This window comes from Burkholderia sp. AU33545 (genome assembly GCF_020419685.1).
Lineage (GTDB): Bacteria > Pseudomonadota > Gammaproteobacteria > Burkholderiales > Burkholderiaceae > Burkholderia > Burkholderia diffusa.
On record NZ_JAIZRQ010000009.1, the window covers coordinates 327,040 to 348,030 of the forward strand.

The following is a 20,991-nucleotide window of genomic DNA, read 5'->3' on the forward strand; positions in this document are numbered from 1 at the left end:
ATGGACATTCTCTTTATCGCCGACCCGCTCGAGCGCTTCAAGATCTACAAGGATTCGACCTACGCGATGATGGCGGAGGCCGCGCGGCGCGGGCACGCGATCTACACGTGCGAGCCGCACCAGCTTGCGTGGACGGGGTCGGGCGTCGAGGCGGACGTGCAGCGCGTGACGATCGTCGGCGATACGGCCGACCTGCATCGCCATCCGTGGTACGAGGCGGCCGCGCATCAATCGCGTCTGCTGACGTCGTTCGGCGCGGTGCTGATGCGCAAGGATCCGCCGTTCGACATGGAGTACGTGACGGCCACCTGGATGCTCGAACTCGCCGAGCGCGCGGGCGCGCGCGTGTTCAACAAGCCGCAGTCGATCCGCGACCATTCGGAGAAGCTGGCGATCGGCGAGTTTCCGCAATTCGTCGCGCCGACGCTGGTCACGCGCGATGCCGCACGATTGCGCGCGTTCCATGCCGAGCACGGCGACGTGATCGTGAAGCCGCTCGACGGCATGGGCGGGATGGGCGTGTTTCGCGTGAAGGCCGACGGGATGAATCTCGGCGCGATCATCGAGATGCTCGGCCACGACGGCACGCGCTCGCTGATGATCCAGAAATTCATCCCCGAGATCACGGCGGGCGACAAACGCATTCTGCTGATCGCGGGCGAGCCGGTGCCGTATTCGCTCGCGCGCATTCCGCAGGGCAGCGAAGTGCGCGGCAATCTCGCCGCGGGCGGGCTCGGCGTCGCACAGCCGCTGACTGCCCGCGATCGCGAGATCGCGGAGACGCTCGGGCCGGTGCTCGCGTCGCGCGGGCTGCTGCTGGTCGGGCTCGACGCGATCGGCGACTGGCTGACCGAGGTGAACGTGACGAGCCCGACGTGCTTCCGCGAGATCATGGAGCAGACGGGCTTCGACGTCGCCGCGATGTTCATCGACGCGCTGGAGCGTGCGGCCGCGTAGGCCGTCTTCCCGCGCAACCCCGGCGGCGGCCGCGCAGGTCCCCCGTCGCCGGAGCAGCTTGACTGGCCTGCTACAATGCCCGCTTGCCCGGTGCCGCGACCAGCGCGCCGAAGGCCCGGCGGTCGGGCCGAAACCGTTGCAAGGCTGAACATGAAACGATTCCCTTACTCGCTATGCTCGTTGCCCCGCTGCGGGGCGTCGGCCCGCCAGGGGCGGCCGGGGGCAGTCTGACATGGCCGGGATTCTGATCATCGCGCACGCACCGCTCGCCACTGCGCTGCGGGACTGCATCGCGCACATCTACGGCGGCGTGCCCGCGCGCATCGGCTGCATCGACGTGCTGGCCGACAGCGATCCCACCCAGGTGATGGCGTTCGCGCACGCGGAGCTCGCGCGGCTCAGGGAAGAAAATGGCGTCGTCGTGCTGACCGACATGTACGGCGCGACGCCCGCGAACATCGCGGGCCAGCTCGCGAAGCTCGACAACGTGCGCGTGTTGGCCGGCGTGAACCTGCCGATGCTGGTGCGGGCCGTCTGCTACCGTTCCGTGCCGCTCGACAAGCTCGTCGACAAGGCGCTGTCCGGCGGCGCGAAGGGCGTCCACGAAGTGGCGGCCGGTACACCGCCGCCGCCGACCGAAGTCGGCTGCGGCCAGTGCGCGCCGATTCCGCCCGAGCCGCAACCGCGCACCGAATCGCACTGACCGTCCCGTTTTTCGTTTTAGACCGACCCGCCGACGCACGTCGCCGGCGGCCGCGACCGACCCGACCGAGAATCATGCTTCAACAAGAAACCACCATCGTCAACAAATTGGGGCTCCATGCGCGCGCATCGGCCAAGCTTACGCAACTGGCCGGCAACTTCCAGTCCGAAGTCTGGATGACGCGTAACGGACGCAAGATCAACGCGAAAAGCATCATGGACGTGATGATGCTCGCGGCGGGCATCGGCAGCACCGTGTCGATCGAGACCGACGGTCCCGACGAACGCGAGGCGATGGATGCACTGCTCAAGCTGATCGCGGACAAGTTCGGCGAAGGTCAGTGATCCCCGCGCGGGATCGTTGTCGTTTCGAAGCAGAATGCCGCGTTTGCCGCGGCATTTTTTTCGTCCGCGGCGTTGATGCGGAAATGGTAATGCTGCGCTGCACGCAGTCAGCATGGAGGTACGGAATTTATAATCACTAACCGGGGTCATAAGCGCATCGCAGCAGTGTGCCGCGGCTTTACATGTACAGAGGAGGTGCGCGTGTCCTTCACGCTGCATGGCATTCCCGTCTCACGTGGTATCGCGATCGGGCGAGCGTATCTGATCGCGCCGGCGGCGCTCGACGTCGCCCATTACCTGGTCGAGGCGAACCAGATCGACGCCGAGGTCGAGCGTTTCCGCACGGCGCTTGAAGTCGTGCATCGCGAACTCGACGCGTTGCGCGCCGACCTGACCGACGACACCCCGAGCGAAGTGGGCGCATTCATTGACGTCCACATGATGATCCTGAGCGACGCGATGCTCGTGCAGGAAACCATCGACCTGATCCGCACGCGCCGCTACAACGTCGAGTGGGCGCTGACCGAGCAGCTCGAATTGCTCACGCGCCACTTCGACGACATCGAGGACGAATACTTGCGCGAGCGCAAGGCCGACATCGAACAGGTGGTCGAGCGCGTGCTGAAGGCACTCGCCGGTGCGCCGTCCGCGTCGCAGGCACTCGACCGCGCGGCCGCGAACGGCACGAACGAGATGATCGTCGTCGCGCACGACATCGCGCCGGCCGACATGATGCAGTTCAAGTCGCAGTCGTTCCAGGCGTTCGTCACCGATCTCGGCGGCCGCACGTCGCACACGGCGATCGTCGCGCGCAGCCTCGGCATTCCCGCCGCGGTCGGCGTCCAGCATGCGAGCTCGCTGATCCGGCAGGACGACCTGATCATCGTCGACGGCGACCAGGGGATCGTGATCGTCGATCCCGCGCCGATCGTCCTCGAGGAATATTCGTACCGCCAGTCCGAGAAGCTGCTCGAGCAACGCAAGCTGCAGCGCCTGAAGTTCTCGCCGACGCAAACGCTGTGCGGCACGAAGATCGAGCTGTACGCGAACATCGAGCTGCCCGACGACGCGAAGGCCGCGGTCGAGGCTGGCGCGGTCGGCGTCGGGCTGTTCCGCTCCGAGTTCCTGTTCATGCATCAGAAGGAGATGCCCGAGGAGGAGGAGCAGTTCGCCGCGTACAAGCGCGCGGTCGAGTGGATGAAGGGCATGCCGGTGACGATCCGCACGATCGACGTCGGCGCGGACAAGCCGCTCGAGGCGCTCGACGAGGGCTACGAGACGGCGCCGAACCCGGCGCTCGGCCTGCGTGCGATCCGCTGGAGCCTGTCCGAGCCGCAGATGTTCCTCACGCAGTTGCGCGCGATCCTGCGCGCGTCCGCGTTCGGGCAGGTGAAGATCCTGATCCCGATGCTCGCGCACGCGCAGGAGATCGACCAGACGCTCGACCTGATTCGCGAGGCGAAGCGCCAGCTCGACGATGCGGGGCTCGCGTACGATCCGAACGTGCGCATCGGCGCGATGATCGAGATTCCGGCCGCGGCGATCGCGCTGCCGCTGTTCCTGAAGCGGTTCGATTTCCTGTCGATCGGCACGAACGACCTGATCCAGTACACGCTCGCGATCGACCGCGCGGACAACGCGGTCGCGCACCTGTACGACCCGCTGCATCCGGCCGTGCTGCACCTGATCTCCTATACGCTGCGCGAAGCGAAGCGAAGCGGGCGGGCGTGTCGGTGTCGGTGTGCGGGGAGATGGCGGGCGATCCGGCGCTCACGCGCCTGTTGCTCGGGATGGGGCTCACCGAGTTCTCGATGCACCCGAGCCAGTTGCTGGTCGTGAAGCAGGAGATCCTGCGCGCGCATCTGAAGGCGCTCGAGAAGCCCACGGCCGATGTGCTGGCCGCGTTCGAGCCGGAGGAAGTGCAGGCGGCGCTCAAGCGCCTGTCGGTCGCGGAACCGCGCGCGGACGCGGCCGCCTAGGCGGCACGCGCCGCGCCGCGGAACCGTCGCGAAGGTTGCGAAACGTCACGCATGCGCCGCCCGGCGCATGCATCCCGCGCGCGTCAGTGCCGGCCCTGGCACACGGGGCAGTCGGCCTGGCGCGCGATCTTCATCGTCGTCCATTCCATCCGCAGCGAATCGAGCATCATCAGCCGGCCGTTGAGCGTCGTGCCGATATCGCCGATCACGCGCAGCGCCTCGGCGGCCTGCATCGCACCGATGATGCCGACCGTCGGCGCGAACACGCCCATCGTCGCGCACGCGACTTCCTCGAACGGCTGGTCTTCCGGAAACACGCACGCGTAGCAGGGCGCACCTGGGTCGCGGAAGTCGAACGTGCTGATCTGGCCGTCGAAGCGCAGCGCGGCGCCCGACACGAGCGGCACGCCGTGCGCGACGCACGCGCGGTTGATCGCATGGCGCGTCGCGAAGTTGTCGGTGCAGTCGAGCACGACGGTTGCCCGCGGCACGTGTTCGTCGAGCCACGCATCGTCGACGCGCGCCGCGACCGCATGCACGGTCACTTCCGGGTTCAGCTGCGCGAGCGCGTCGCGCCCCGATTCGACCTTGCTGCGGCCGACCGATGCGGTCACGTGGAGGATCTGCCGCTGCAGGTTCGTGAGGTCGACCGTGTCGGCATCGACGAGCGTGATCGTACCGACCCCGGACGCCGCGAGATACATCGCGGCCGGCGAGCCGAGACCGCCGGCGCCGACGACGATCGCATGCGCGTCGAGAAAGCGCTGCTGCGCCTCGATGCCGATTTCGTCGACGAGGATGTGGCGGGAGTAGCGGAGGAGTTGATCGTCGTTCATGGGACAGTCGTGAGCGGGGCGGAAGCGCCGGCGTATCGATTCATTCTAGGCGTACATGAAAAACGGGCCATCGCGGTCTTCCCGCGATGGCCCGTCGGATGCCGGCCGGCGCTTACTGCGGTGCCGACGCGGGCTTCGGTGCGGCCGCCTTCGCGCCCGACGCCTTCGTGGTGGACGCGGCCTTGCCGGCCGGGCTCTTCGCCGTGCTCTCGGCGAGCAGCGACTTCGATTCCTGCACCGGCTTGCCCTCCAGCTTGTTGAGCGCCTGCTGCATCATGAAGTCGTCGGTGCTGCCGAACTCGATCGGCTTGCGATCGCGGTCCTTCTGGCGCTGCTCCGGCGTCTTCTTGTCGTTCTGCTCCTCGAGGACGCGCAGCTGGTCCATTCGGCGCTGCTCGCGTTCTTCCTGTTCCTTCTTCTCGTTCGGATCCTGCGTGTTCGCGAGGTGGTTCGTGTAGTCGACCTCGCGCGTCACGAGCACGTCGTCCGGATCGCCGTCCGCGTACTGATCGACCGGCACGTCGGGCGTGATGCCCTTGTTCTGGATCGAACGGCCGCTCGGCGTGTAGTAGTAGGCCGTCGTCAGGCGCAGCGCGGTGTCGGCCGTCATCGGACGGACCGTCTGCACCGAGCCCTTGCCGAACGTCGTCTTGCCCATGATCTGCGCGCGCTTGGAATCCTGCAGCGCGCCGGCGACGATTTCCGACGCGGACGCCGAATACGCGTTTGTCAGCACGACCATCGGCACGGTCTTGAAGACCGGCGGCAGGCTCTTCAGCGGATCGCCGTCGAAGGACGGCAGGCGATAGTTGTCGTAGGTATCGCGGTAGACCTGCTTCGAATCCGGAATCTGGCCGTTGGTCGACACGACGACGGAGTCGGGCGGCAGGAACGCGCCGGCGACGCCGACCGCGCTTTGCAGCAGGCCGCCGCCGTTGTTGCGCAGGTCGAGGATCAGGCCCTTCAGATTCGGCTGCTGGCGTGCGATGTCCTGCAGCTTCGCGGCGAGATCGGGCGTCGTGCGCTCCTGGAAGCTCGTGATCCGGATGTATGCGTAGCCCGGGTCGAGCAGCTTCATCTTCACGCTCTGGACCCGGATGATCGCGCGCGTGACCGTGATCGGGAACGTGCGGTCGTCGCTCTTGCGGAAGATCGTCAGCGTGACCTTGGTGCCCGGCTCGCCGCGCATCTGCTTGACGGCCTTGTCGAGCGTCATGCCGCGCACGGGCTTGTCGTTGATGCGGGTGATCAGGTCGCCCGGACGGATGCCGGCGCGGAACGCGGGGGTATCTTCGATCGGGGAGATCACCTTGACGAGGCCGTCTTCCTGCGAGATCTCGATGCCGAGACCCGCGAAGCGCCCCTTGGTCTGCTCCTGCAGCTCGTCATAGTCGGTCTTGTCGAGGAACGACGAATGCGGGTCGAGGCTCGACACCATGCCCTTGATCGCCGCCGTCAGCAGCTTCTTGTCGTCGACCGGTTCGACGTACTCGCGCTTGATCTGGCCGAACACTTCCGCGAACAGGCGGAGCTGGTCGAGGGGAAGCGGCGCCGTGGCGGTCTGCTCGGCCGACGCCGAAACCTGCAGCGTGGCGAATACGCCCGTGGCGAGGCCCGCGGCAATCAGGCCGATGTTCTTCAATTTCATTCGCATAGAGAGTCTGGTGCGGTCGGGAAGCGCGTGGCGGTAGCGGGGATGTAGCGGACAAGTATAACTGTTCGTCCGATTGCTCAGTGCAACGGTGCGAAATGGCCCCGGAGCCCTGGTTCCCGGCGGGGTGCCGCCCCACGCGCAGCGGATTCGAAAGCGGATTCGACAGCACCGGGGCCGCGAAGGTTCGCGCCGCACGCCGGGGTGCGCCGGGCAGGCCGCGCGCGCGGCGGCATGCCCGGCATCGCGGGTATCAGCCCGCCTTGCCCTGCTTCGCGACGGCGGCCTGAGCCTTCGCGATCGCGTCCTGGTCGCCCAGGTAGTAGTGCTGGATCGGCTTCAGGTTCTCGTCGAGTTCATACACGAGCGGCACGCCGTTCGGGATGTTCAGGCCGACGATATCGCTGTCCGAGATGCCGTCGAGGTACTTGATCAGCGCGCGCAGCGAGTTGCCGTGCGCGGCGATCAGCACCTGCTTGCCCGCACGGACGGCCGGCGCGATCGATTCGTTCCACAGCGGCAGCACGCGCGCGACGGTGTCCTTCAGGCACTCGGTGAGCGGCAGTTGCTCGCGCGGCACCTTCGCGTAGCGCGGGTCGTCGAACGGCGCGCGCTCGTCGGTCGGTTCGAGCGCCGGCGGCGGCGTGTCGTAGCTGCGGCGCCACACGAGCACCTGGTCGTCGCCGAACTTGGCGGCCGTTTCCGCCTTGTTCAGGCCCGACAGCGCGCCGTAGTGGCGCTCGTTCAGGCGCCACGAGTGAACGACCGGCAGATACATCAGGTCCATCTTGTCCTGCACGTGCCACAGCGTGCGGATCGCGCGCTTGAGCACCGACGTGTACGCGATGTCGAACGTGTAGCCGGCTTCCTTGAGCAATTCGCCGGCCTGGTAGGCCTCGTTGCGACCCTGTTCGGTCAGGTCGACGTCGACCCAGCCGGTGAAGCGGTTTTCCTTGTTCCACGTCGATTCGCCGTGGCGGATGAGAACGAGTTTGTACATGGATCTTGCGGTCGGTAGTGAAGGAAGCGGGGCGCGTCGCGCGGTACCCGGTCCGGGTCCGCCATCGCGCAAGACGGTTATTTTATAATGGCGGGATTGTCCTTTTCCGATTTCTCTTTTTCCGGCGGCATTCCGTGACGTTCTTTACCAATTACACGAACCTGGCCCTTATCGCGATCCTGGTGGTTTCCGGCGGCCTGCTCGCATGGCCGGCCCTGCGCCGCGGCCGCGGCGGCCTGTCGGCCGCGGAGGCGACGCAGCTCATCAATCGCCGCAACGCTGTCGTGATCGACCTGCGTACCGCGTCCGACTTCGCCGCCGGCCATCTGCCGTCGGCGCGCCAGGTCGCCGCCGGCGAGATCGGCGCGAAGATCGCGCAGGTCGCGAAAAACAAGAGCACCCCCGTGCTGCTCGTCTGCCAGAACGGCCAGCAGTCGCAGAAGGCGGCGCGCGAGGTCGAGGCGGCGGGCTATGCCGAGGTGCACGTGCTCGAGGGCGGCGTCGCCGCCTGGCAGCAGGCCGGGATGCCGGTCGTCAAACAAGGAGTGGCGAAGTGAGCAAGGTTTTGATGTACAGCACGCAGGTGTGTCCGTATTGCATTCAGGCCGAGCGCCTGCTGAAGCTGCGCGGCGTCGAGCAGATCGAGAAGGTGCTGATCGACCGCGACCCGGCCCGCCGTGAGGAAATGATGACGCGCACGGGCCGTCGCACGGTGCCGCAGATCTACATCGGCGACACGCATGTCGGCGGTTACGACGATCTGTCGAAGCTCGACCGCGAAGGCGGGCTCTTGCCGCTTCTGCAAGCGGCCTGATTAGGGCAGAATGGCCGCCGGTCGCGCCGCGGCTCGAGCGCGCAGGATTCAACCGAGGCGGCCGGCGTGAAGCCGGGCCGCCCCGTCACCACTTTTAGGGAAACACCATGTCCGACGTCGAAAACCAACCGTTCTTCAACATCCAGCGCGTCTACCTGAAGGATATGTCGCTCGAGCAGCCGAATTCGCCGGCGATCTTCCTCGAGCAGGACATGCCGTCGGTTGAAGTCGAAGTCGACGTCAAGGCCGAACGCCTCGCGGAAAGCGTGTTCGAGGTCGTCGTGTCGGGTACCGTCACCGCGAAGGTGAAGGACAAGGTCGCGTTCCTGATCGAAGCGAAGCAGGCCGGCATTTTCGACATTCGCAACATTCCGGACGAACAGCTCGACCCGCTCGTCGGCATCGCGTGCCCGACGATCCTGTTCCCGTACCTGCGCTCGAACATCGCCGACGCGATCACGCGTGCGGGCTTCCCGCCGATCCACCTGGCGGAAATCAACTTCCAGGCGCTGTACGAGCAGCGTCTCGCGCAGCTTCAGCAGCAGCAGGCCGGTGCAGCAGGCGCGCCGAACGGCACGACGCTGAACTGACGTTTCACTCCGGACCGGTGCTGGGTATGAAAGTAGCCGTTCTCGGCGCCGGTGCCTGGGGCACCGCGCTCGCGGGCCATCTGGCCGCGCGGCACGATACGCTTCTCTGGGCGCGCGACGCTGCGCTGATCGCCGGGCTGCAGGCCCGGCACGAAAATTCCCGCTATCTGGACGGCATCGCGCTGCCCGATGCGCTGCGCTACGACGCCGATCTCGGTGCCGCGCTCGCGCACGGCGCCGCGGACGACGCGCTGTGCGTGATCGCCGCGCCCGTGGCCGGGCTGCGCACGCTGTTCGGCGCGATGCGCGACGCAGGCTGCGTGCCTGCGCACATCGTGTGGGTCTGCAAGGGCTTCGAGGCCGACACGCACCTGCTGCCGCATCAGGTGATCGCGGCCGAGCTGCCGGAGCAGCACAGCAACGGCGTGCTGTCGGGGCCGAGCTTCGCCCGCGAGGTGGGGCTCGCGCTGCCCGTCGCGCTGACGGTCGCAAGCACCTCCGCCGAATGTCGCGAGCGCACGCTCGCCGCGTTCCATCACGGCGCGATGCGGATCTACACGGGTGACGACGTGGTCGGCGTCGAGGTTGGCGGCGCGGTGAAGAACGTGCTGGCGATCGCGACCGGCATCTCCGACGGCCTCGGGCTCGGGCTGAACGCGCGCGCCGCGCTGGTCACGCGCGGCCTCGCCGAAATGTCGCGGCTCGGCGTCGCGCTCGGCGGCCGTGCTGAAACCTTCACGGGCCTCACGGGCCTCGGCGACCTGATCCTCACCGCGACGGGCGACCTGTCGCGCAATCGCACGGTCGGCCTGCAACTGGCGGCTGGCCGCTCGCTGAACGACATCCTCGGCGCGCTCGGCCATGTGGCCGAAGGCGTGCGCTGCGCGCAGGCCGTGCTCGCGCTCGCGCGCGCGCAAGCGATCGAAATGCCGATCACCGAAGCCGTGTGCGGCGTGCTGTTCGACGGCGTCGCACCGCGCGATGCGGTCAGCGGCCTGCTGCGGCGCGACGCGCGCGCCGAATAGCACGGACGAATCTCACCGATTATTGCGGCCGGGCGCGCTCGCGCAAAGCGGGCCGCGCCAAAGCGCACTACGCTTGAATAGTCTCCGGCGTTTCGGGAGGGTGTCATGCTGCAGATCGGTTCCACCACGTTCGACGCGCAACTCGTCGACATCACGACGCTCGACGTCGACGCGATCGTCAACGCCGCGAACGGTTCGCTGCTCGGCGGTGGCGGGGTCGACGGCGCGATCCATCGCGCGGCCGGCCCGGGCCTCCTGGCCGAGTGCCGCACGCTCGGCGGCTGTGACACCGGCGACGCGAAGCTCACGCGTGGCCACGGGTTGCCGGCGAAATATGTGATTCATGCAGTCGGCCCGGTGTGGCACGGCGGCGGGCGCGGCGAGCCCGAGCTGCTCGCGGCATGCTACCGGCGCGTGATAGAGCTGGCCGAGGAGGTGGCGGCGACCTCGATCGCCTTCCCGGCGATCAGCTGCGGCGTGTACCGCTATCCGGCCGAGGAGGCCGTCGAGATCGCCGTCGGCACGGTCGCCGAAATGCTGCCGCAGGCGCCGAACCTCGCACGCGTGATATTCGCGTGTTTTTCATCCGACATCTACGACCTGTATCGCGCGCGGCTCGCGCGCAGCTAGCGCTGCCCGGCCGCGCGGTGCGGTTCGGGCCGGGCGCGCGTCAGGCGCCGCCTTCGAAACCGGCCTGACGCCACGCCTCGAACACGACCACGGCCACCGTGTTCGACAGGTTCAGGCTGCGGTTGCCCGGCCGCATTGGCAGGCGTACGCGCTGTTCGTTCGGGAAGCGTTCGAGCAATTCGGCCGGCAGGCCGCGCGTCTCGGAGCCGAACACGAACCAGTCGCCCGGCACGAACGCATGGTCGTGGAAGCGGCCCGAGCCGCGCGTCGTGAACGCGAACATTCGCGCGGTATCGGGCGCTTCGGTGGCGACGAACGCGTCCCAGTCGCGGTGCACGCGCATTTCCGCGTACTCGTGATAGTCGAGGCCCGCGCGACGCATCTTCGCGTCGTCGAGCGGAAAGCCAAGCGGCTCGATCAGATGCAGACGCGCGCCGGTATTGGCGCACAGGCGGATCACGTTGCCGGTGTTCGGCGGAATTTCGGGGGCGACGAGGACGACGTTGAACATGGTTGGGTCTGGCTGGGCCGGCCGGGGCGGAGCAGCGTGCATTCCGTCCCGGCCGGCCGGTTCGTGACGGCCGTCGCCGCGTGCGGGCGGCCGGCCTCTCTAATTAATTAATCCCTGGCGGTGCGCAGCGCAACCAGATTCGTCACGCGCGCGGCACCCGCCGCCTTCAATGCATTCGCGGCTGCCGCGAGCGTCGCACCGGACGTCATCACGTCGTCGACGAGCGCCACGTGGCGGCCGGTGAGGTCGCCCGCCGCTGCGAACGCTGCCTGCACGTTGTCGCGCCGCGCACGCCGGTCGAGCCGCGACTGCGGCGCGGTTTCGGTCACGCGTGCAAGCAGCGCCGCGTCGGCACGCACGCCGAGCCGGCGCGCGAGCGGCCGCGCGATCGCCCACGCCTGGTTGTAGCCGCGCGCGACGAGCCGTCCGCGCGACAGGGGCACCGGTGCGACCACGTCGAAGCCGCCGGCGGCGCGCATCGCGTCCGTGTCTTCGATCCGCTCCGCGAGCCGGGCCGCGAATTCCGCACCCAGCGCGAGCCGCGCATGAAACTTCAGGCCGCGCGCGAGCCCGTTGAGCGGCGCGCGGTAATCGGCGAGTGCGAGCGTCGCATCGAACGGCGGCGGCGTCGCGCGGCAAGCGTCGCACCGGTACGCGGATGCGGAAGCGGCACCACCGTGCCGGCCGCGCGCTTCGCGCAGCCGCGGCTGCCCGACGCCAAGCGGCACCGCGCAGACGTCGCAGCGCAGCCGCGCTTCGTTCCAGTACGCTGCGTCGCAGGCGCTGCAAATCACCGTATGTGACAAATTGCCGCACAGTGCGCACCGATTCGGCAACGCGAGCGTGACGACGCGCACGGCTAGCGCACGAACCTGCGACAAAACGACGCGCATCGGGCGCGGGGCGAAACGGCGATCCATTGCGAACACTCCTGGCGGCCCCCGTCTCGCTGAAGGCCGCGAGGCGAGCGAGTATACTTCGGGCTCTTCGCCAGTGTGCCCGACATGTCCCCAGCTTCGACTTCAACCGGCCGTCCGGCCAATGACGCCCGGCGTTTGCGGCGGATCTTCGATCGCCGCGCCGCCGCGTTCGACGCGGTCGCGTTCCTGCCGCGCGAGATCGCGCAGCGGATGAACGAGCGTCTCGAATACATCAAGGTGAGCCCCGCGGCCGTGCTCGACGCGGGCTGCGGTCCGGGCGACGACCTGCCGGCACTGCGCGCGCGCTTTCCCGAAGCGCCGGTGTTCGGTGTCGACCTGTCCGGCGCGATGCTCGCGCGGGCGGGCCACCGCGAGGTCGAGCAGACGAGCTGGCGCCGCTGGCTGCCCGCGTCGCTCGGCCGGGCGCTGGGCCAGCGCGGCCCGCGCGTCGCGCAGGCCGACTTCTCGATGCTGCCGTTCGCGGCCGGCGCGTTCGACCTGATCTGGTCGAATCTCGCGCTGCACTGGCATTCGCGTCCCGATGCGGTATTTCCTGAATGGCAGCGCGTGCTGCGGGTGAACGGCCTGCTGATGTTCAGCACGCTCGGCCCCGACACGCTGCGCGAACTGCGCGCGGCCTGCGCGGACGCCGAAGCGGCGCTCGGCATCGCGCCGCCCGCCGCGCGCGTCGTCGATTTCGTCGACATGCACGACCTCGGCGACATGCTCGTCGAAAGCGGCTTCGAGATTCCGGTGATGGACCAGGAAGTGCTGACCGTGACGTACAAGACGCCCGATTCCCTGCTGGCCGACGTGCGCCGCTGGGGCGCCTATCCGTTCGACCGCGCGGTGCCACAGCGCGCGGCGCGGCGCTTTCGCGCGGCGCTCGGCGATGCGCTGGAAGCGCGCCGGCGCGCGGACGGCACGATTGCCCTGACGTTCGAAGTGATCTACGGCCACGCGTGGAAGGCCGTGCCGCGCACGACCGCCGAGGGGCACGGGATCGTGCGCATCGAAGATATCGGAAAGGGGCGTCCGAAGAATCGGTAAAGCGGTAAAGAGGGGTTTTGTTATGCCCGAAATTAGCGGCGCAAAGCGGGGTCGAATTGACGTGAAAAACGGCCGGGAAGCTTGTGGCGCTTGGCTCGCGGGCCGATAGCCGCTTGCTTGTGGATGCCATTGAACCCGCCTATAATGCGTCAGCTTGTCGTCCCGGGGTCCCCGCAATACGGGCCGACGAGTCCGATGCAGGCATGCATCGCATGCCATTCGCGTGAGGCGGCGATGGAAGCAGCGAGGGTTTTGGCGGAGACGACGAACGGTGAGCCGGTCCTCGAAGACTGGCTCATGAAACGTAACTGTTCGGTGTCGCCGCGCCAGTTCGTGCTGTTTTACGCGTCGCTCGCGGGCTTCTCGCTGGTGATCGCGGCATTGCTGATGTGGCGGGGGGCCTGGCTCGTCATGCCCTTCACCGGAATCGAATTGCTGGCGGTAGGCGTCGCGTTTGCGGTCTACGCCCGTCATGCGGTCGATTACGAGCGCATCAGGCTGTTTCCGCACCGGCTCGTGATCGAGCGGATGGATGCGGAGCGGTTCACGCAGATCGAATTCAACCCGCGCTGGGTGCGGGTCGAGCCGGGGGCGACGCCACGCGATCCGATTCGACTCGTATCGCGCGGGCAGACCGTCGTAATTGGGCAGCATCTCGCGCAGCACAAGCGGGCGCAGTTCGCCGACGAACTGCGCGTGTCGCTCAGGCGCTGCGGCTGACGAGGCGCGGGCATCGGCCGGAACGGGCCGGCGGCTTGCGACGGGGGAGGGGTTTGAATGGAAATTTTGGGTAAGGATGCTATGAAAACAATCAAGCGAGCCCTCACGGGCGTGCTGGCATGCAGCGGATTGCTCTTTGCCGGCGCTGCTCTGGCGGTCGGTGATAGCCCGGGCGGCCCCCGCGTCAACGAAATCAATTTTCAGCCGCCTGTCACGAAGATCGCCGAGGAGCTCTACGATCTCCACACGATGATGCTGATCCTGTGTACGGTGATCTTCGTCGGCGTGTTCGGCGTGATGTTCTACTCGATCTTCGCGCATCGCAAATCCAAAGGCCACAAGGCCGCCAATTTCCATGAAAGCACGACCGTCGAAATCATCTGGACGATCGTGCCGTTCATCATCGTCGTGCTGATGGCGCTGCCGGCCACGAAGGCCGTCGTCGCGATGAAGGACACGACCAACGCCGATCTCACGATCAAGGTCACCGGCTACCAGTGGAAGTGGGGCTACGACTACGTGAAGGGCCCGGGCGAGGGCATCAGCTTCCTGTCGACGCTCAGCACCCCGCGTGACGAAGTGATGGGCAAGAAGCCGATCACCGAGACGTACCTGCAGGAAGTCGACAACCCGCTCGTCGTGCCGGTCAACAAGAAGATCCGCATCATCACGACCGCGAACGACGTCGTTCACTCGTGGTACGTGCCCGCGTTCGGCGTGAAGCAGGATGCGATCCCCGGCTTCGTGCGCGACACGTGGTTCAAGGCCGACAAGGTCGGCACGTTCCGCGGCTTCTGTACCGAACTGTGCGGCAAGGAACACGCGTTCATGCCGGTCGTGGTCGTGGTGCTGTCGGACGACGACTACGCGAAGTGGGTGACCGCGCAGAAGGCCAAGCTGGCCAGCGCTTCGGTCGATCCGAACAAGGTCTACACGATGGCCGAACTCGTCGCGCACGGCGAGGAAGTCTACAAGGCGAACTGCGCGGCCTGCCACCAGGTGAACGGCAAGGGCCTCGGCGCCTTCCCGGCGATGGACGGCAGCCAGATCGTGAACGGCCCGATCGCAGGTCACGTCGAGCGCGTGCTGCACGGCAAGGGTGCAATGCCGTCGTGGGCATCGCTGTCGGACCTCGACATCGCATCGGTCATCACGTACGAGCGCAATTCGTGGGGCAACCACAAGAACGACCTGCTGCAGCCGAAGCAAGTGGCTGACGCGCGCAACGGCAAGATGCCGGAAGACGCGGCAGGCGCGGCGGCCCCGGCCGAAGCGGCCTCGGCACCGGCGCAAGCCGCGTCGGGCGCGGAGGCAGCGTCGGCATCGGCTGCGCTGTCGACGATCTACTTCGAGACGGGCAAGAGCGTGCTGCCGGCCGACGCGAAAGCGGCGATCGCTGCAGCGGCCGACTATGCGAAGGCACATCCGGACGCGAAGCTCGCGCTGTCGGGTTTCACCGACAAGACGGGCTCGGCCGACGCGAATGCCGAACTCGCCAAGCATCGTGCACAGGCCGTGCGCGACGCGCTGAAGGCAGCAGGCGTGGCGGAAGACCACATTATTCTCAAAAAGCCGGAAACGATCACGGGCGGGGCTGACGCCAAGGAAGCCCGGCGTGTCGAGATCGGGCCGGCGGCTTGACGTGTCGCTGAGTTAGTCGACGTATTCGCATTAGGAGATTCTCATGTCTAGCATCGGGCACGACGTAGCCGCGGACCACGCGCACGACGACCACGCGCACGAAGCCCCGCACGGCTGGCGGCGCTGGCTGTTCGCCACCAACCACAAGGACATCGGTACGCTGTACCTGCTGTTCTCGTTCATCATGTTCCTGTCGGGCGGCGTGATGGCGCTCGCCATCCGTGCCGAGCTGTTCGAGCCGGGCCTGCAGATCATGCGTCCGGAGTTCTTCAACGAACTCACGACGATGCACGGCCTGATCATGGTGTTCGGCGCGATCATGCCGGCGTTCGTCGGCTTCGCGAACTGGATGATTCCGCTGCAGATCGGCGCATCCGACATGGCGTTCGCGCGGATGAACAACTTCAGCTTCTGGCTGCTGCCGGTCGCGGCCGTGCTGCTGGTCGGTTCGTTCTTCGCGCCGGGCGGCGCGACGGCCGCCGGCTGGACGCTGTACGCACCGCTGTCGACGCAGATGGGCCCGGGCATGGACTTCGCGATCTTCGCGGTCCACATCATGGGTGCTTCGTCGATCATGGGCGGGATCAACATCGTCGTGACGATCCTGAACATGCGCGCACCGGGCATGACGCTGATGAAGATGCCGATGTTCGCATGGACCTGGCTGATCACCGCGTACCTGCTGATCGCCGTGATGCCGGTTCTGGCAGGCGCGATCACGATGGTGCTGTTCGACCGCCACTTCGGCACGTCGTTCTTCAACGCGGCAGGCGGCGGCGACCCGGTGATGTACCAGCACATCTTCTGGTTCTTCGGCCACCCCGAGGTGTACATCATGATTCTGCCGGCGTTCGGGATCGTGTCGCAGGTGATCCCGGCGTTCGCACGCAAGACGCTGTTCGGCTATAGCTCGATGGTGTACGCGACGGCTTCGATCGCGATCCTGTCGTTCATGGTCTGGGCGCACCACATGTTCGCAACGGGCATGCCGGTCACCGGCCAGCTGTTCTTCATGTACGCGACGATGCTGATCGCCGTGCCGACGGGTGTGAAGGTGTTCAACTGGCTCGCGACGATGTGGCGCGGCTCGATGACGTTCGAAACCCCGATGCTGTTCGCGATCGGCTTCCTGTTCGTGTTCACGTTCGGCGGTCTGACGGGCCTGATGCTGGCGATGGCGCCGCTCGACATCCAGTATCACGGCACCTACTTCGTGGTGGCGCACTTCCACTACGTGCTGGTGGCCGGTTCGCTGTTCGCGCTGTTCGCGGGTTGGTACTACTGGGCGCCGAAGTGGACGGGCTGGATGTACAACGAGACGCGCGGCAAGATCCACTTCTGGGCGTCGATGATCTTCTTCAACCTGACGTTCTTCCCGATGCACTTCGTCGGTCTCGCGGGCATGCCGCGCCGCTATGCGGACTACCCGGCGCAGTTCACGGACTTCAACCAGGTAGCGACGATCGGTGCATTCGGCTTCGGCCTCGCGCAGGTGTACTTCCTGTTCGCGGTCGCGCTGCCGGCCTACCGTGGCGGCGGCGAGCTGGAAAAGGCGTCGGACAAGCCGTGGGATGGCGCGACGGGCCTCGAGTGGACGGTGCCGAGCCCGGCTCCCTTCCACACGTTCGAGCAACCGCCGCACGTCGAATAAGTTTCACTTGGCGTTCCGTCGCTGCCTGCCGTGCAGGCAGGCGCGGCGGGCGCCGAATCGAAGTTTCAGCGAAGTTTCAGATGAACCGGAATCCACAAGAAAGACGAACGCCCGAGCAGATTCGCGCGGGCAACAAGCGGCTCGGCCTCATCCTGCTCGTCATCGCCGCCGTTTTTTTTGTGGGTGTCGTGATCAAGCAGTGGTGGCTGTCCACTCACTGATGCAGCAACTGACGCAGTAGCGAGGAAGTAGTCGTATGTCGAAGCCGGAAGAGGGCGCCGTCGATCGCGCGTTCAATCGTTCGATGCTGATGAAGCTCTTCGTCGTGGCCGGACTGATGTTCGGCTTCGGCTTCGCGCTGATTCCGATGTATCGCGCGATTTGCCAGATCACCGGCATCAACAACCTGGTGCAGCGCGATGTCAGCGAACGCGAGGCGAAGAACTCGCAGGTCGACTACAGCCGCACGGTGTCGGTCGAGTTCGACGCGAATGCGCGCGGCCCGCTCGGGTTCAAGCCGGAGCACAACAGCCTCGACGTGCATCCGGGCGAGCTGACGACGATCGTGTACGACGTCACCAACGGGCAGGGCCGGCCGATGGTGGCGCAGGCGATTCCGAGCTACGCGCCGAAGCAGGCAACGGAATTCTTTAAGAAGATCGAATGTTTTTGCTTCACGCAACAGACGCTGGCCGCGAACGAGTCGCGCAAGATGCCGGTGGTGTTCGTGATCGATCCGAAGCTGCCGAAGGACGTGAAGACGATCACGCTGTCGTACACGTTCTTCGAGCTGAACACGCCGGCCACGCCGGCGCCGGCACCGCGCAAGACGGCGGCGCAGGGCGCGGCGAAGCCGGACGCATGACGACGGAGACGGGGCGGTGACAGAGACCAAGCGGAGCGGGTCGTTCGGCCAGGCGGTGAAAGCGGTGCTGTGGTCGTTCTTCGGGGTGCGCAAGCGGCGCGACCTGGAGGCCGACGCGACGCAGCTCAATCCGCTGCACGTGCTGATCGTCGCGTTGATCGCGGCCGGTGTGTTCATCGGCGTGCTGATCCTGATCGTGCGCGCGGTCGTGGGTTGAGGCCCGCGGCCACGAAAGAATGCAGTGCGTGGCGCCCGGGCGCTGCGTGCGGGAAAGAGCGGCGGCGGCACGCGCCGTGCAAGAAATAAAGCCGGAGCGGTTTCCGGTACACAAATTGGACTGAAGTGGAGAATCAAGCATGAGCGGTCAAAACCAGACCCCGTACTATTTCGTGCCGCATCCGTCGCAGCATCCGATCAGCGCGGCCATCGGCCTGCTGGTCATGCTCGCGTCGGTGGCGCTGTGGATCAACGGTCACGACTGGGCTCCGTACACGGCGCTGCTTGGCCTGCTGTGGTTGCTCTTCACGCTGTATCACTGGTTCGGCGACGCGATCGCCGAGTCGGAAGGCGGTCATTACGGCAAGAACGTCGACAAGTCGTACCGCTGGAGCATGAGCTGGTTCATCTTCTCCGAAGTCATGTTCTTCGGCGCATTCTTCGGCGCGCTGTTCTATGCGCGTGAAATCGCGCTGCACCAGCTCGGCAGCCTTGACTACAAGCTGATCTGGCCGGACTTCTCCGCCGTGTGGCCGAACGAAGGCCCGGCCGCGCTTGCCGGTCACTTCAAGACGATGGGCCCGTGGCCGGTCCCGACGCTGAACACCGCATTCCTGCTGGCGTCGGGTGCGACGCTGACGGTGTCGCACCACGCGCTGCGCGACGACCACCGCAACAAGGCGATCGCCTGGCTGGCCGCGACGCTCGTGCTCGGTGTCTGCTTCCTGTTCATGCAGGGCTTCGAGTACTACCACGCGTACAACGAACTGAACCTGACGCTGAACTCGGGCGTGTACGGCTCGACGTTCTTCCTGCTGACGGGTTTCCACGGCTTCCACGTGTTCCTCGGTGGCACGATGCTCGCGGTGGTGCTGGTGCGGATGATCCGCGGCCACTTCAAGCCCGATCACCACTTCGCATTCGAAGGCGCCGCGTGGTACTGGCACTTCGTCGACGTCGTCTGGCTCGGCCTGTACGTCGTCGTCTACTGGCTGTAAATGCAGGAACGGCCCGCGCAGCGATGCGCGGGCCGTTTTCATTGGCGGGGACGGGGCAGCGGCTGGTTGCCTGCGCTCAACGCCAACCCGGCGCCGCCGCGACTTCGTCAGGCGGCGCTTTTGCTTGGTGGCGCCGTTGTGCGGCGAAATGTCACAGCGGTCGCGGCGGTCACGGTGACCGCCGGCACGTATGCATCAACGCCCGATCGGCAGGCCGGTCGAATGGATCCAGCCCATCCAGTTCGCGAACAGGATGAACAGGAACAGCGAGACCGACAGCCCGACGCGGGTGGCAAGCGACCACACCATGCGTTTCGTGTGGCCGCGGTCTTGCATCATGAAGTAGAGCGCCGAGCCCATGCTGGCGACGATGAGGACGAAGGCGATGGGAACGAGGATGTGCATGACGCGAACCGGACGACGGCAATTCGAAAGGAAGAGGATAATTATCGCACTTCGCTTTCGCGAATGCGTCTCGCGGGTGGCCCGATGAGGATCCGCTGGCTGCCTGCGCTGCTGATACTCGCCATCGTCGCGGTCACGATTCGCCTCGGGTTCTGGCAGCGCGACCGTGCGCATCAGAAGGAGGCGCTGCAGGCGAGCATCGTGCGCTACGAGCACGCGGTGCCCGTCGACGTCGGTGCGCAGCCGATTCCGCTCGCGTCGATCGAGTTCCATCGCGTGCGGGCCAGGGGTCGCTTCCTGCCGGAGCAAGCGGTGTTCCTCGACAATCGGCCGTATAACGACCAGCCGGGTTTTTACGTCGTGATGCCGTTTAAACTCTCGGGCGGCGGCGTCGTGCTGGTGAACCGCGGCTGGCTGCCGCGCAACATCGCCGATCGCACGGCGATCGAGCCGTTTTCGACGCCGGATGGCGACATCGAGATCGAAGGCATCGCGCGGGCCGATGCGTCGCGCGCGTTCGAGCTTGGCGAAGGCGGCTCGGCCGCGCACCAGAAGATCCGGCAGAACCTGGACGTCGCCGCGTATGCGAAGGAAACGGGGCTGCCGCTGCAGCCGTTCGTGATCCAGCAGACGAGCGACGATGGCGACAAGCTCGTGCGCGACTGGCCGGCGGCGACGACCGGCGTCGAGCGCAATTACGGTTACATGTTTCAGTGGTGGGCCATGGCGGCTGCCGCGCTCGGTTTCGGCCTGTACGCCGCGCGGCGTGCGGCGAAGAAATCGGCCGGCGCGTGAGCGCCATGCCAGGACGCGGCGCACGCGCCGCGGGTTCGTTTCGAGAGGTCTGATTTGTCCATGCAATCTTCCCGTCGGGGTCCGGCCTCAGCGCCGATTTCGCCTGCGGCCCGCAAGCGCGGCCGCTGGATGCTCGTGCTGCTGGGTCTCGTGTGCGCAGCACCGATCATCGCGTCGTACTTCACCTATTACGTGATCAAGCCGAAGGGCGGCTCGACCAACTACGGCACGCTGATCGAGCCGCAGCGGCCGATCCCGGCCGATCTGCAGGTGACCGACGAAACCGGCAAGACGGTGCCGCTGTCGTCGCTGCGCGGCGTGTGGCTGTTCGTGATGACCGACCGCAGCGCGTGCGATGACGCCTGCGCGCAAAAGCTCTACTTCATGCGCCAGGTCCGCGTCACGCAGGCGGGCGAGCGGCACCGGATCACGATGGTATGGCTGCGCAGCGATGCGGGCGCGGTACCGCCGAAGGTGCTGGAGGCCTATCCGGACACGCGCCGGCTGGTCGCCGATCCGGCCGCGGTCGCCGCGTGGCTGCCGGCGGAAGCCGGCACCAAGGACAGCGACCACATCTACATGGTCGATCCGAACGGCAACCTGATGATGCGTTTCCCGAAGGACCCGAATCCCAGCAAGATCAAGGCGGACGTCACGAAGCTGCTGAAGTGGTCGAGCATCGGCTAAGGC

At 66.6% G+C, this 20,991-nt stretch carries 24 protein-coding genes and 1 pseudogene; 19 read left to right on the top strand and 6 right to left on the bottom strand.

The window, feature by feature from the left end; genetic code table 11:
• The 4 genes and pseudogenes from gshB (at position 1) to ptsP (ending at position 3,983) form a co-directional block, all read left to right on the top strand.
• Positions 1–957, top strand: a complete 957-nt coding sequence (gene gshB / locus LGM71_RS28655) for a glutathione synthase (RefSeq protein WP_059599855.1) — start codon at positions 1–3, stop codon at positions 955–957.
• A 232-nt stretch (positions 958–1,189) separates the two neighbouring features.
• Entirely contained in the window at positions 1,190–1,660 is a 471-nt protein-coding gene (locus LGM71_RS28660; protein ID WP_059599856.1) for a PTS sugar transporter subunit IIA, read from the top strand.
• 74 nt (positions 1,661–1,734) lie between these two features.
• On the top strand, positions 1,735–2,004 hold the full coding sequence (locus tag LGM71_RS28665) for an HPr family phosphocarrier protein (protein WP_226117708.1): 270 nt from the start codon (positions 1,735–1,737) through the stop codon (positions 2,002–2,004).
• A gap of 201 nt (positions 2,005–2,205) precedes the next feature.
• Positions 2,206–3,983, top strand: a pseudogene (ptsP, locus tag LGM71_RS28670) (phosphoenolpyruvate--protein phosphotransferase).
• Positions 3,984–4,066: 83 nt separating this feature from the next.
• Here the strand turns inward: ptsP and LGM71_RS28675 are convergent.
• The 3 genes from LGM71_RS28675 to gpmA all read right to left on the bottom strand — a co-directional run bounded on the left by LGM71_RS28675 (position 4,067) and on the right by gpmA (position 7,470).
• A complete protein-coding gene (locus LGM71_RS28675) occupies positions 4,067–4,819 on the bottom strand; it encodes a HesA/MoeB/ThiF family protein (RefSeq protein WP_226117709.1) in 753 nt (250 codons plus the stop codon).
• A 112-nt stretch (positions 4,820–4,931) separates the two neighbouring features.
• On the bottom strand, positions 4,932–6,473 hold the full coding sequence (locus LGM71_RS28680) for a S41 family peptidase (protein WP_124626348.1): 1,542 nt from the start codon (positions 6,471–6,473) through the stop codon (positions 4,932–4,934).
• A gap of 250 nt (positions 6,474–6,723) precedes the next feature.
• Positions 6,724–7,470 (bottom strand): 2,3-diphosphoglycerate-dependent phosphoglycerate mutase, encoded by a 747-nt coding sequence (gene gpmA, locus LGM71_RS28685; RefSeq protein WP_059599860.1) that lies wholly within the window; start codon positions 7,468–7,470, stop codon positions 6,724–6,726.
• Between the two features lie 134 nt (positions 7,471–7,604).
• On the opposite strand from gpmA, the gene LGM71_RS28690 reads away from it, so the two are divergent.
• The 5 genes from LGM71_RS28690 to LGM71_RS28710 all read left to right on the top strand — a co-directional run bounded on the left by LGM71_RS28690 (position 7,605) and on the right by LGM71_RS28710 (position 10,529).
• Positions 7,605–8,027 carry a rhodanese-like domain-containing protein gene (locus tag LGM71_RS28690; RefSeq protein ID WP_059599861.1) on the top strand — a complete coding sequence of 141 codons (423 nt, stop codon included), beginning with the start codon at positions 7,605–7,607 and terminating at the stop codon, positions 8,025–8,027.
• Positions 8,024–8,284 (top strand): glutaredoxin 3, encoded by a 261-nt coding sequence (gene grxC / locus LGM71_RS28695; RefSeq protein WP_012364773.1) that lies wholly within the window; start codon positions 8,024–8,026, stop codon positions 8,282–8,284. Before LGM71_RS28690 ends, grxC begins: the two co-directional genes overlap by 4 nt.
• 107 nt (positions 8,285–8,391) lie before the next feature.
• Positions 8,392–8,874, top strand: a complete 483-nt coding sequence (gene secB / locus LGM71_RS28700; RefSeq protein ID WP_014895954.1) for a protein-export chaperone SecB — start codon at positions 8,392–8,394, stop codon at positions 8,872–8,874.
• 26 nt (positions 8,875–8,900) lie between these two features.
• The gene (locus LGM71_RS28705) at positions 8,901–9,899 is read left to right on the top strand and encodes an NAD(P)H-dependent glycerol-3-phosphate dehydrogenase (RefSeq protein ID WP_059526231.1); all 999 of its coding nucleotides are present in this window, start codon (positions 8,901–8,903) and stop codon (positions 9,897–9,899) included.
• A 105-nt stretch (positions 9,900–10,004) separates the two neighbouring features.
• Positions 10,005–10,529 (top strand): O-acetyl-ADP-ribose deacetylase, encoded by a 525-nt coding sequence (locus tag LGM71_RS28710; protein WP_151051243.1) that lies wholly within the window; start codon positions 10,005–10,007, stop codon positions 10,527–10,529.
• 40 nt (positions 10,530–10,569) lie between these two features.
• On the opposite strand, the gene trmL is transcribed toward LGM71_RS28710, so the two are convergent.
• Together trmL and LGM71_RS28720 are read right to left on the bottom strand one after the other, a co-directional pair.
• The gene (gene trmL / locus LGM71_RS28715; RefSeq protein ID WP_059599864.1) at positions 10,570–11,040 is read right to left on the bottom strand and encodes a tRNA (uridine(34)/cytosine(34)/5-carboxymethylaminomethyluridine(34)-2'-O)-methyltransferase TrmL; all 471 of its coding nucleotides are present in this window, start codon (positions 11,038–11,040) and stop codon (positions 10,570–10,572) included.
• A 107-nt stretch (positions 11,041–11,147) separates the two neighbouring features.
• Entirely contained in the window at positions 11,148–11,960 is an 813-nt protein-coding gene (locus LGM71_RS28720; RefSeq protein WP_226117710.1) for a ComF family protein, read from the bottom strand.
• Between the two features lie 84 nt (positions 11,961–12,044).
• Between LGM71_RS28720 and LGM71_RS28725 the strand changes: the two genes are divergently transcribed.
• The 8 genes from LGM71_RS28725 to LGM71_RS28760 all read left to right on the top strand — a co-directional run bounded on the left by LGM71_RS28725 (position 12,045) and on the right by LGM71_RS28760 (position 19,101).
• Positions 12,045–13,010, top strand: coding sequence for a methyltransferase domain-containing protein (locus tag LGM71_RS28725; protein ID WP_059599866.1), 966 nt, complete (start codon positions 12,045–12,047; stop codon positions 13,008–13,010).
• Positions 13,011–13,205: 195 nt separating this feature from the next.
• A complete protein-coding gene (locus tag LGM71_RS28730) occupies positions 13,206–13,730 on the top strand; it encodes a DUF2244 domain-containing protein (protein ID WP_059599867.1) in 525 nt (174 codons plus the stop codon).
• A 57-nt stretch (positions 13,731–13,787) separates the two neighbouring features.
• Positions 13,788–15,371, top strand: coding sequence for a cytochrome c oxidase subunit II (coxB, locus tag LGM71_RS28735; RefSeq protein WP_124626341.1), 1,584 nt, complete (start codon positions 13,788–13,790; stop codon positions 15,369–15,371).
• A 43-nt stretch (positions 15,372–15,414) separates the two neighbouring features.
• The gene (gene ctaD, locus LGM71_RS28740) at positions 15,415–17,022 is read left to right on the top strand and encodes a cytochrome c oxidase subunit I (protein ID WP_059599869.1); all 1,608 of its coding nucleotides are present in this window, start codon (positions 15,415–15,417) and stop codon (positions 17,020–17,022) included.
• Between the two features lie 80 nt (positions 17,023–17,102).
• The gene (locus tag LGM71_RS28745; protein WP_006760728.1) at positions 17,103–17,243 is read left to right on the top strand and encodes a cytochrome oxidase small assembly protein; all 141 of its coding nucleotides are present in this window, start codon (positions 17,103–17,105) and stop codon (positions 17,241–17,243) included.
• A gap of 35 nt (positions 17,244–17,278) precedes the next feature.
• A complete protein-coding gene (locus LGM71_RS28750) occupies positions 17,279–17,887 on the top strand; it encodes a cytochrome c oxidase assembly protein (protein ID WP_124626339.1) in 609 nt (202 codons plus the stop codon).
• A gap of 16 nt (positions 17,888–17,903) precedes the next feature.
• Entirely contained in the window at positions 17,904–18,104 is a 201-nt protein-coding gene (locus tag LGM71_RS28755; RefSeq protein WP_059599870.1) for a DUF2970 domain-containing protein, read from the top strand.
• A gap of 139 nt (positions 18,105–18,243) precedes the next feature.
• Positions 18,244–19,101: a cytochrome c oxidase subunit 3 gene (locus LGM71_RS28760; RefSeq protein ID WP_059464449.1), complete on the top strand. Its 858-nt coding sequence runs from the start codon at positions 18,244–18,246 to the stop codon at positions 19,099–19,101.
• 195 nt (positions 19,102–19,296) lie between these two features.
• Here LGM71_RS28760 and LGM71_RS28765 read toward each other — a convergent pair whose 3' ends face one another.
• A complete protein-coding gene (locus tag LGM71_RS28765) occupies positions 19,297–19,506 on the bottom strand; it encodes a twin transmembrane helix small protein (protein WP_059599872.1) in 210 nt (69 codons plus the stop codon).
• Positions 19,507–19,590: 84 nt separating this feature from the next.
• On the opposite strand from LGM71_RS28765, the gene LGM71_RS28770 reads away from it, so the two are divergent.
• Positions 19,591–20,301 carry an SURF1 family protein gene (locus LGM71_RS28770; RefSeq protein WP_059599899.1) on the top strand — a complete coding sequence of 237 codons (711 nt, stop codon included), beginning with the start codon at positions 19,591–19,593 and terminating at the stop codon, positions 20,299–20,301.
• Positions 20,302–20,361: 60 nt separating this feature from the next.
• Positions 20,362–20,988 carry an SCO family protein gene (locus tag LGM71_RS28775; RefSeq protein WP_226117712.1) on the top strand — a complete coding sequence of 209 codons (627 nt, stop codon included), beginning with the start codon at positions 20,362–20,364 and terminating at the stop codon, positions 20,986–20,988.
• Positions 20,989–20,991 lie beyond the last annotated feature (3 nt).